Origin of the sequence: Kitasatospora sp. NPDC059722 (genome assembly GCF_042733235.1) — a bacterium.
Classification (GTDB): Bacteria; Actinomycetota; Actinomycetes; order Streptomycetales; family Streptomycetaceae; genus Kitasatospora.
The window spans coordinates 1-10,343 of the sequence record NZ_JBHWGD010000002.1 but is presented as its reverse complement, the minus strand read 5'-3'; the positions used below and the strand labels follow the sequence as shown (position 1 = coordinate 10,343).

Annotated in this window: 7 protein-coding genes, 1 pseudogene and 1 riboswitch; of the genes and pseudogenes, 2 read left to right on the top strand and 6 right to left on the bottom strand. The window is 73.3% G+C overall.

Going from position 1 to position 10,343, the window contains the following annotated elements; all coding sequences use genetic code 11:
- Nucleotides 1-204: 204 nt before the first annotated feature.
- The 3 genes from meaB to ACFV4F_RS01285 are packed head-to-tail and all read right to left on the bottom strand — an operon-like array spanning nucleotide 205 to nucleotide 5,281.
- Nucleotides 205-1,197, bottom strand: a complete 993-nt coding sequence (gene meaB, locus ACFV4F_RS01295; protein WP_380500011.1) for a methylmalonyl Co-A mutase-associated GTPase MeaB — start codon at nucleotides 1,195-1,197, stop codon at nucleotides 205-207.
- A gap of 14 nt (nucleotides 1,198-1,211) precedes the next feature.
- Nucleotides 1,212-3,416, bottom strand: a complete 2,205-nt coding sequence (scpA, locus tag ACFV4F_RS01290; RefSeq protein ID WP_380447986.1) for a methylmalonyl-CoA mutase — start codon at nucleotides 3,414-3,416, stop codon at nucleotides 1,212-1,214.
- Nucleotides 3,413-5,281, bottom strand: a complete 1,869-nt coding sequence (locus tag ACFV4F_RS01285; protein WP_380500010.1) for a methylmalonyl-CoA mutase family protein — start codon at nucleotides 5,279-5,281, stop codon at nucleotides 3,413-3,415. Before ACFV4F_RS01285 ends, scpA begins: the two co-directional genes overlap by 4 nt.
- Nucleotides 5,282-5,625: 344 nt before the next feature.
- On the opposite strand from ACFV4F_RS01285, the gene ACFV4F_RS01280 reads away from it, so the two are divergent.
- Complete coding sequence (locus ACFV4F_RS01280) at nucleotides 5,626-6,717, top strand: NlpC/P60 family protein (protein WP_380500009.1); 1,092 nt, start codon at nucleotides 5,626-5,628, stop codon at nucleotides 6,715-6,717.
- Between the two features lie 99 nt (nucleotides 6,718-6,816).
- Here ACFV4F_RS01280 and ACFV4F_RS01275 read toward each other — a convergent pair whose 3' ends face one another.
- The 3 genes from ACFV4F_RS01275 to ACFV4F_RS01265 all read right to left on the bottom strand — a co-directional run bounded on the left by ACFV4F_RS01275 (nucleotide 6,817) and on the right by ACFV4F_RS01265 (nucleotide 9,308).
- The gene (locus ACFV4F_RS01275) at nucleotides 6,817-7,941 is read right to left on the bottom strand and encodes a hypothetical protein (RefSeq protein ID WP_380500008.1); all 1,125 of its coding nucleotides are present in this window, start codon (nucleotides 7,939-7,941) and stop codon (nucleotides 6,817-6,819) included.
- 111 nt (nucleotides 7,942-8,052) lie between these two features.
- Nucleotides 8,053-8,940 carry a M56 family metallopeptidase gene (locus tag ACFV4F_RS01270; protein WP_380500007.1) on the bottom strand — a complete coding sequence of 296 codons (888 nt, stop codon included), beginning with the start codon at nucleotides 8,938-8,940 and terminating at the stop codon, nucleotides 8,053-8,055.
- Complete coding sequence (locus ACFV4F_RS01265; RefSeq protein WP_380447999.1) at nucleotides 8,937-9,308, bottom strand: BlaI/MecI/CopY family transcriptional regulator; 372 nt, start codon at nucleotides 9,306-9,308, stop codon at nucleotides 8,937-8,939. The genes ACFV4F_RS01270 and ACFV4F_RS01265 overlap by 4 nt, the downstream gene beginning before the upstream one ends.
- 228 nt (nucleotides 9,309-9,536) lie before the next feature.
- Nucleotides 9,537-9,711, top strand: a riboswitch (M-box (ykoK) riboswitch).
- Nucleotides 9,712-10,089: 378 nt separating this feature from the next.
- Between ACFV4F_RS01265 and ACFV4F_RS01260 the strand changes: the two are divergent.
- A pseudogene (locus ACFV4F_RS01260) lies at nucleotides 10,090-10,343 on the top strand (manganese transporter); the annotation flags it as partial.

The following is a 10,343-nucleotide window of genomic DNA, read 5'->3' as shown; positions in this document are numbered from 1 at the left end:
CGCCGGGCGCCCGGGCGGGGGGGGCCCCGGGGGGGGGGGGGGTCCTGGGGGGGGTGTTCGCGGCCGTGCCCCCCGCGGCGGCGCGGGCCCCCCGGGGGGGCCCCCCCACGGCCAAGGACCTCTGCTCCCTGCCCAGGGCGGCGTGATAACCGCAGACGGACGAAGCGCCCTGCCTCCGGTCCGGAGGCAGGGCGCTCAACGAAGCTAGTTCGCGCCGAAGAAGGCGTCCAGGATCCGCTGCGCCGCCAGGCCCGCCGGCAGCGTTCCGGCTCGTACCTGGGACTCCAGGTCGGGGGCCAGGCGTCGAACCTCGGGGTGCTCGTGCAGCCGGGCGTAGAGCTGGTCGTGGACCATCGTCCACGTCCATTCCACCTGCTGGTCGCGGCGCTTCGCGGCCAGCGCGCCCGTCGCGTCCAGCACCTTGCGGTGCTGCTGCAGGCGCTCCCACAGCACGTCGAGGCCCAGGCCCTCGCGGCCGCTGCAGGTCAGTACCGGTGGCGACCATGCCGCGTCCGGTGCCTGCAACAGCCGTAGGGCGCCCGCGAGTTCGCGGGCCGCGCCCTTGGCGTCCGTCTCGTGGGGGCCGTCCGCCTTGTTGACGGCGATGACGTCCGCCAGTTCCAGGACGCCCTTCTTGATGCCCTGGAGCTGGTCGCCGGTCCGGGCCAGGCTGAGCAGCAGGAAGGTGTCGACCATCCCGGCCACCGCCGTCTCGGACTGGCCGACGCCCACCGTCTCCACGAGCACGACGTCGTACCCGGCCGCCTCCATGACCACCATTGACTCCCGGGTGGCCTTGGCGACGCCGCCGAGCGTGCCCGAGGTGGGGGAGGGGCGGACGAAGGCGGCGGGATCCACCGCCAGGCGCTCCATCCTGGTCTTGTCGCCCAGGATGGAGCCGCCGGTCCGGCTGGAGGTCGGGTCGACGGCGAGCACCGCGACCCGGTGGCCCGCCGCCGTCAGCATCGTGCCGAAGGAGTCGATGAAGGTCGACTTGCCGACACCGGGTACACCGGTGATGCCGACCCGGACCGCGCCGCCCGCGTGCGGGAGCAGCCGCTGGAGCAGCTGCTGGGCCAGCACCCGGTGGTCGGGCCGGGTCGATTCGACGAGCGTGACGGCCCGCGCGATCCACGCGCGCGAGCCGTCGAGGACGCCCGTGACGTAGCTGTCGAGGTCGATCGTCCGCGGAGGCATGGAGGTTCAGCGGCTCACAGCTCGTGGCCGAGGTCGGCCGCCAGGGACTTCAGCAGGTCGTACGCCGCGTCCGGGATGACGGTGCCGGGCGGGAAGACCGCCGCCGCGCCGGCCTCGTACAGGGCGTCGAAGTCCTGCGGCGGGATGACGCCGCCGACGACGATGGTGATGTCCTCCCGCCCGGCCTCGGCGAGCGCGGTGCGCAGCGCGGGCACCAGGGTGAGGTGTCCGGCGGCGAGCGACGAGACGCCGACGATGTGGACGTCGGCCTCGACGGCCTGGCGGGCCACCTCGTCCGGGGTCTGGAACAGCGGGCCGACGTCGACGGTGAAGCCGAGGTCGGCGAAGGCGGTGGCGATGACCTTCTGGCCGCGGTCGTGGCCGTCCTGGCCCATCTTGGCGACGAGGATGCGCGGGCGGCGGCCCTCGGCCTCCTCGAAGCGCTCGACGAGGTCCCGGGTGCGCTGGAGGGGGGCCGACTGGCCGGCTTCGTCTCGGTACACACCGGAGATGGTACGGATCTGGCCGGAGTGGCGGCCGTACACCTTTTCCAGGGCGTCCGAGATCTCGCCGACGGTGGCCTTGGCGCGGGCCGCGTTGACAGCGAGGTGCAGCAGGTTGCCGTCGAGGGAGCCGCCGCGCTGGGGGCCGGCCTCGGCGGCGCGGGTCAGCGCGTGCAGCGCGTCCTGCGTCAGGGCCTCGTCGCGCTCCGCGCGCAGGCGGCGCAGCTTCTCGATCTGGCGGGCGCGGACCGAGGAGTTGTCGACCTTGAGCACGTCGATCTGCTCGTCGCTCTCCACCCGGTACTTGTTGACGCCGATGACCGGCTGGCGGCCGGAGTCGATGCGCGCCTGGGTGCGGGCGGCGGCCTCCTCGACGCGCAGCTTGGGGATGCCGGCGTCGATGGCCTTGGCCATGCCGCCGGCGGCCTCGACCTCCTGGATGTGCTGCCAGGCGCGGACGGCGAGGTCGTGGGTGAGCTTCTCGACGTAGGCGGAGCCGCCCCACGGGTCGATGACGCGGCAGGTGCCGGACTCCTGCTGGAGCAGCAGCTGGGTGTTGCGGGCGATGCGGGCCGAGAAGTCGGTGGGCAGCGCGAGCGCCTCGTCGAGGGCGTTGGTGTGCAGCGACTGGGTGTGGCCCTGGGTGGCGGCCATCGCCTCGACGCAGGTACGGGTGACGTTGTTGAACACGTCCTGCGCGGTGAGGGACCAGCCGGAGGTCTGCGAATGGGTGCGCAGCGACAGCGACTTGGCGTTCTTCGGGTCGAACTGCTTGACCAGCTTGGCCCACAGGAGGCGGGCCGCGCGCAGCTTGGCGACCTCCATGAAGAAGTTCATGCCGATCGCCCAGAAGAAGGACAGCCGCGGCGCGAAGGCGTCGACGTCCAGGCCCACGTCGAGGCCCGCGCGCAGGTACTCGACGCCGTCGGCGAGGGTGTAGGCGAGCTCCAGGTCGGCGGTGGCCCCGGCCTCCTGGATGTGGTAGCCGGAGATGGAGATCGAGTTGTACCGGGGCATCTTCTGCGAGGTGTACGCGAAGATGTCCGAGATGATCCGCATCGACGGCTGCGGCGGGTAGATGTAGGTGTTGCGGACCATGAACTCCTTGAGGATGTCGTTCTGGATGGTCCCCGCCAGCTTCTCCGGCGGCACCCCCTGCTCCTCGGCCGCGACGATGTAGAGCGCGAGCACCGGCAGCACGGCGCCGTTCATGGTCATCGACACGGACATCTTGTCCAGCGGGATGCCGTCGAACAGCTGGCGCATGTCGTAGATGGAGTCGATGGCGACGCCCGCCATGCCGACGTCGCCGGTGACGCGCGGGTGGTCGCTGTCGTAGCCGCGGTGGGTCGGCAGGTCGAAGGCGACCGAGAGGCCCTTCTGGCCGGCCGCGAGGTTGCGGCGGTAGAAGGCGTTGGACTCCTCGGCGGTGGAGAAGCCCGCGTACTGGCGGACGGTCCACGGCTGGTTGACGTACATGGTCGGGTAGGGCCCGCGCAGGTACGGGGCGATGCCCGGGTAGGTGTCGAGGAAGTCCAGGCCGGCGAGGTCGTCGGCGGTGTACAGCGGCTTGACGCCGATGCCCTCGGGGGTGTCCCAGACGAGCTCGTCGACGTCCTTGCCGGTGGTCCGCCGCCAGGCGGAGCGCCACTGCTCGGGGGTGACGTCGCGGGCGGCGCCGCCGTCCAGCCCGATTCCGGTGAAGTCGGGGATCATCGGGCCACTCCGATCAGGTCCAGCAGGGAGGTCAGGGCGGCGACCGCGTCTCCGCCCGCGTGGATGAACTCGTCCACTCCGGCGGGTACTTCGGTGAGCCGTCCGGCGAGCAGCACGCGCCGGGCGCCGGCCTCCTTGAGGGCGCCGGCGACGGCCGCGGCGTGCTCGCCGTACAGGGCGTCGCTGGAGCAGAGGCAGGCGACGGTGGCGCCGGAGGCCCGGAAGGCCTCGGCGAACGCGGCCGGGTCGGCGGACTCCAGGGAGACGGTCGCGATCCCGCCCGCCTGGAACAGGTTGGCGGCGAAGGTGGTGCGCGCGGTGTGCGCGGCGGCGGTGCCGATCGACGCCAGGAACAGCTTCGGCCGTTCGCCGTCGGCCGCGAGGAAGGCGTCCGAGCGGTCCCGCAGGGCCTCGTACGCCTCGGCGCGCCGCACCTGCGGCAGCCCGCCGCCGGGCGCGGCCGGGGCCGGCTCGCGGACCAGCGGGTGCTCGTCCAGGTGCGGGAACTCGCTGACACCGGTCACGGGTTCGCGCCGCTTGGCGAGCTTCGCGGAGCGCTCCGCCCAGGTCGCGGCGATCCGCTCGCCGACCAGGCCGGACTCCAGCGCGGCCCGCTGGCCGCCGGCCCGCTCGATCTCCTGGAACCAGGCCCAGGCGGCGTGCGCGAGCTCCTCGCTCAGCTGCTCGACGTACCAGGAGCCGCCGGCCGGGTCGATCACCCGGGCCAGGTGGGACTCCTCCAGCAGGATCGACTGGGTGTTGCGGGCGATCCGGCGCGCGAACGCGTCGGGCAGGCCGAGCGCGGTGTCGAAGGGCAGCACGGTCACGGCGTCGGCGCCGCCGACCCCGGCGGCGAGGCAGGCGACGGTGGTGCGCAGCATGTTCACCCACGGGTCGCGCGCGGTCATCATGACCCGGGACGTGACGGCGTGCTGGCGCTGCGCGGAGGCCTCGGCGGACGCGCCGGACACCTCGGCGACGCGGGCCCACAGGCGGCGCGCGGCACGGAACTTGGCGATCGTCAGGAACTGGTCGCCGTCGGCCGCGTAGCGGAACTCCAGCTGGCCGAGTGCGGCGTCCACCGGGAGCCCGGCGGCGGTCAGGGCACGCAGGTAGGCGACGCCGGTGGCGAGCGAGCAGCCCAGCTCCTGGGCGGGCGAGGCGCCGGCCTCGTGGTACGGCAGGGCGTCGACCGTGAGGGCGCGGACGCCGGGGTAGTCGGCGGCGCAGCGGGCGGCGAGCGCGGCGGCGTCGGCGAGCAGGGCGTCGGTGCGGGCGGTGTCGCCGGTTCTGGCCTGGAGGCCGAGCGGGTCGGCGCCGAGGTTGCCGGCGGCGGCACCGGGGGAGACCTCGCGCTCCTCGTACAGCTTGAACAACTGCTCGGCGGCGTCGGCGAATTCGGCTCCGGCGTCGAGGGCGACGGCGGCCAGGTCCAGGTAGACGCCGGTCAGCGCCTCGGGCAGCGCGGTGATCGGCAGGCCGCCCCCGCCGAGCTCCAGCCAGAGCGAGCCGACGCCGTTCTCCAGGTCCGCGAGGACCGCCTCGTTGGTCCGGCGCCGGTCCGGGTCGGCGTGCCGCTGGCGGACGTCCCACCCGGCGACGGCCGAACCCTGCGGGCGACCGCCGCGCACGAACGGCGCGAAGCCGGGGTAGCCGGCCTCGGCGCCGGTGTCCTCGGCGGTGTACAGGGGGCGGGCGCTCAGGCCGTCCTGGAGGCGGGTGGCGAGCGCCTGTTCGGCGGCGGGGGCGTCCTCGGGCTGCGCACCGGACTTGCGCAGCACGCCCTCGACGAGCCGCTGCCACTGCTCACGGTGCGCTGCCGGGAACTCGGCGGCGAGGGGGAGCCCTTCGGGCGGGACCTTCATGACCGCAGGTTAGCGCCCGTTCGCGCGGGCACAGGAGGGCCGGTGGATGTGACCTTTCCCTCGATTTAGCCACACTTCAGCACTCCGGGTGACGCCGAGTGCCAGCCGGGGCGTCGAGGGGGCCGGGCGGTCGGGCGGACGGTTGAACGAAAGCGGCGGCCGCGGTCGTTCCAAGAAGGAGAAGTGACAACGGGATTGTGGAACCTCGGCGCCCATCTATTAAGTTACTTCGAAGAAGGCGGGTGGGGCTGACATCCCCCGTGCGATCCCACCCGCCTTCGCTCCGCCGTGCCCTGTTCCGCCCCGCTCCGCCCTGCCTCCGTCCCCCGAAGGAGCCCACCGCCATGGGAAAGCGCCGCAAGCCCAGCCCCCCGAGCCGGGCGCGCCTCGCCGTCCTCACCACGGCCGTGGCCGGCGGCGCGGTGCTCGCCGCCGGGACCGCCCACGCCGAGCCGACGCCCACGCTCGCCTCCGTCAAGGAACAGGTGGACAAGCTCAACGAGGAGGCTGAGCAGTCCATCGAGCGCTACAACGGCTTCCAGGCCAAGCAGCAGTCGCTCCAGGCGGACGCGAACCGGATCCAGGACAAGGTCGCCCGCGGCCAGGAGGCGATGAACGAGCTGCGCACCCGGCTCGGCGCGGTGGCGGGCGAGCAGTACCGCACCAACGGCATCGACCCGGGCATCCAGCTGATGCTCGACTCCGACCCGGCCGGCTACCTGGAGCGCGCCGCCGCGCAGAACCAGGTCGTCGAGGGCCAGACCGCACTGCTCAAGCAGGCCCGCGACGAGCAGCGCCGGCTCGACCAGGACCGCGCCGAGGCCGCCGCCATGCTCACCCAGCTCGACAGCGTGGGCGCGTCGCTGGGCGAGGAGAAGAAGCAGGTCCAGAGCCGGCTCGCGCAGGCCCAGGCGTTGCTCAACAAGCTGAGCGCCGAAGACCGGGCCAGGATCAACGCCCAGGAGTCCGCCGAGAAGGCGAAGGCCGCCGCCCAGCAGGCCGCCGCGGCGGACCGGGCCTCCCGCTCGGCCGGCCGGCCCGCCGCGGGGCCCGGCGCGGACGCCACCCTGCCGAGCCCGAGTGCGAGCGGCCGCGCCGCCGACATCATCAAGTTCGCCACCGCCCAGCTCGGCAAGCCCTACGAATGGGGCTCGACCGGGCCGAACACCTGGGACTGCTCCGGCCTGACCGGCGCCGCCTACCGCGCGGCCGACGTCAAGCTCCCCCGGATGTCGCAGGACCAGTGGAACGCCGGCACGCGCATCGCCCGCGGCGACCTCCAGCCCGGCGACCTCGTCTTCTTCTACGAGGACATCCACCACGTCGGCATCTACATAGGCGACGGCAAGATGATCCACTCCCCGCGCACCGGCAAGAACGTGGAGGTCCTCCCGATCTCCGTCATGCCGTACATGGGCGCCGTCCGCCCCGCCTGACGGGCACCGCCCGCGGCACGGCGACGAAGCACGGCTCACGTCGACGAAGGAGGAGGGCCCGGTCGTTCCGCACGGAACGACCGGGCCCGCTCCCGTGGGTCAGTTGGCGATGATCTGGAGCGTCCCGTTGCTCCCGATGCTGCCGGTCAGGTACAGGGTGTGGCCGTCGGGGCCGACGGCGAGGCCGTCGAGCTGGTCCTCGTCGGGGGAGACGGTCTCGGCCGCGACCAGGCTGCCGGAGGCGGTGTCGACGGAGAGCACCGACGGGCCGTTGCTGTAGTCGGCCTTCGTCAGGTAGAGGCGGGTGCCGTCCGGGCTGATCTGCGGGTCGCCCAGGTCGGCGAAGCCGTTGACCAGGGTGAGGTGGCGGGTGACGGTGTCGCCGGCCGGGTCGATCACGTCGGCCTGGCCGCCCTTGTAGCCGGAGGCCACCGCGAACAGGCGGGTGCCGTCCGGGGTGAAGACCGGGTGGTAGTCGAGCGCCCCGGCGGTGCCGCCGACGGTGCCGACCAGGGTGGGCGCGGTGCCCGCCGTGCCGACGTGGAAGACGCCGGCGTCGCCGCCGACGTACAGGTCGTGCCCGCCCGGCCGGAACGCGGCGGTGCCGGTGAAGCTGGTGGGCACCTGCACGGAGCCGGTGAAGGCGTGCTGGGCGGTGGAGAACGCGACCACCCGGCCCTGGCCGTACTGGCGGTAGGCGGTGGGCCCGTTCTGGACGACGTAGGCGGTGGCGCCGTCGGGGCTCACGGTGAGGCCGGTGAGCAGGCCCGGGTTCCAGCCGGCCTGGCGCGGCTGGTCGGGCAGCGCGGTGGTGGTGAGCACGGTCAGCGTGGCGGTGTCGAGCACCACGAGCTGCTGCCCGTTCGCGACGTACAGGCGGGTGCCGTCCGCGGACAGCGCGGCGACCAGGCCGAGCTGGGCGGTGTCGAGGGTGGCCTGCCGGGTGACGGCGTCGCTCTGGGTGTCGACCGCCTTGACCTGGACGGTGTTGCCCGTCCCGCTCACCACGACGTACGCCGTGGTGCCGTCGGGGCTGACGAGCGGCTGGGCCTGGTTGTGGCCGACGGTGATGATGCCCTCGGTGCCGGAGACCGGGGCGGCGGCGCTCTGGTCCGCGGCCTGGGCGGCGGTGCCGGTGAGCGCCAGGACGGCGGCGGCAGCGGCGGCCACGGCGGTCGCGCGGGTGTACGTGCTGATCGAACGCATGGAAGTCTTCGCGGTCATCGCGGTTGTCGATCCCCCTTTGGCGCACCGCACGGTGCGGTGCCGGGGCAGGCTAACCGATCTTCCTGAGAGTCTGATGGACGGTCAATGACCGGAACGAGTCAGCCCCGCTCACGGATGTGGCGCGCAGGCCAACAGGTAGGGGAGCAGCGGGATCGCCACCACCCCGGCCCACCACGCCGCTCGGCGCCGTCGCCGGCCACCCCCGGGGCGCGCCAGCCGCCGCACCCGGGTGAGCACCCCGGTGGCCGCGACCCCGAGGGAGCCGCCCGGGGGTGCCGGGGAGGTGGCCAGGGCGCAGAGCGCGGAGGCGAGTTCGCTGCGCGACACCCGGGCGAGCGCCGCGTCGTCGGCCGCCATCTCCAGCAGCAGCGCCACCTCCGCCCGTCCCAGGCGGGCCAGCGGCAGGCGGCCGAGGAGGAGCGCGAAGGCGTCGGCCGGCAGCCGGAGCAGGTGGTGCCGCCCGCGGATGTGCTCGCGCTCGTGCGCGACGGCGGCGGCGAGCTGGCGCTCGTCGAGGAGTTCCAGGGCGCCGCGTGAGACCACGACCCGGCTGCGGCGGCCGGGCAGGCAGTAGACGGTCGGGTGGGCGTGCTCCAGCACCAGGGCGTTCCAGTGCCGGTCGCGCACCGCGACGACGTCCAGCACCTTCCGGTGCCGCCGGCGCGCCCGCCCGGCCCGCGCGCCGACGCCGGCCACCACCGCGGCGACCCCGGCGGCCCCGGCGGCGAGCAGCCACCAGTCGTGGGTGTGCGGGGCCAGCGGCGGGGCCGGTTCTGCGTGCGGGATGAGCCCGAGCAGTCCGGCGGGCTCGTGGGCGAAGGGTTCGACGGTGTGGTGGGCGGCGAGCAGCAGCGCGACGGCGAAGGAGGCCATCAGCGCCAGCCACAGGGCGGTGCCCGCCACCGGGCGGGTCTGGAGCCGGGCGGAGCCGGCCAGCCGGCGCGGCAGCGCGAGACCGGTCGCGGCCAGGTAGAGGCAGAGCAGCGCGAGGGTCACCGCTCGTCGTCCCGGGCTTTCACCTGCTCCAGGGCGGCGAGCAGCGCGGAGGCCTCGTCGCCGCTCATGGCGTCGACGAAGTGCAGCAGCGCACCGGTGCGGTCCTGGGTGGTCTCCAGTGCCTGGTGCATGAGCCGGGCGGTGTACGCCTCGCGCGTGCAGGTCGGCTCGTACACCCAGGCGCGGCCGACCTTGTCCCGGCGCAGCCAGCCCTTGGTGTGGAGGATGTCGGCCACCGTGGTCACGGTGGTGTAGGCGACCGGCCGCTGTTGCTGGAGGTCGTCGACCACCTCGCGCACCGTGGCCGGCCGGCCCCAGGACCAGAGCCGGTCCATGATCTCGGCCTCAAGATCGCCGAACCCGCGCAGCACCGCCCCGTTTCCCTTCCTCGCCGCCGCCGTCTGGAACGGCGCCCATGGTACGGCGTTCGACGTCGCCGAAGTCCGGCGTCCTCCTGCGTCCCCTGCCGCCTCCTCTTGCTGCGTTTCCGGCGTCCTCCGGCGTCCTCTGGCGTCAAAGTTCTACAAAGGTGTCGAAGGACACCGGAAAAGTGGCCCACGGCGATCCTGACGGGGGTATGCTTTTCGAGGTTTGAAGAGGCACCTCGTTCGGTGAGGCGTCTTCACGGACACAGGCCACTGACCCGACGACGTCGAGAGACGCCCAGGTTCAGGACAGATCTTCCCGACCTAAGGGTTGATCCCAAGTGGCTTCCCCCGCAAGGGGGATCACGCCGTGAAGTGCCAAAGCTCTGACGAGTTGGGGTGTACCGGTCGCCTTCGTGCGCCGGGACGCTCCTTGCCGTGTCGCGATGCGGCGCACAGTCGGTGCGCCCCCCGGCCGGGAGGAGGCGAGAAACATGGACTGCAGTAGTCCGGGCCACAGTTGCCCCTACCCCCGCATGCTCTCGTACACCTCCGGCACGCGGTAACAACCTTTCCTGCGAACGCCCCATCAGACGCTGCGTCATGCGCTCGACCATGCCATGACCCAAGCGACCTGACGCACCGTCATGCCCGCACGACGCCCGAGCCCGGCCCTGTCCCGGCTCGCGCCGCCGTGCGGCCCGGTGCCGTGCGTCCGCAGGGAGGATTACTGCTGCGTGCCCCCTTATGGCCCCCTCAAGGCAGGGGGCGGGGAGGACCCACCATGGCAGACGTCATGCTCGACCCGAAGGTTCCCGCCGCTCGCAGCGCGGTGCTGGACGACGCGCACATCGGTGACATCAAGGGTGCCCTCGGCACCATCAGGCTGGACGACGACGCGCCCCGCCAGGGGCTCTCGGTGCGGCTGAAGACCCTGCTGGCGATCATCGGCCCGGGCCTGATCGTCATGGTCGGCGACAACGACGCCGGCGCCTTCTCCACCTACGGCCAGGCCGGCCAGAACTACGGCACCCAGCT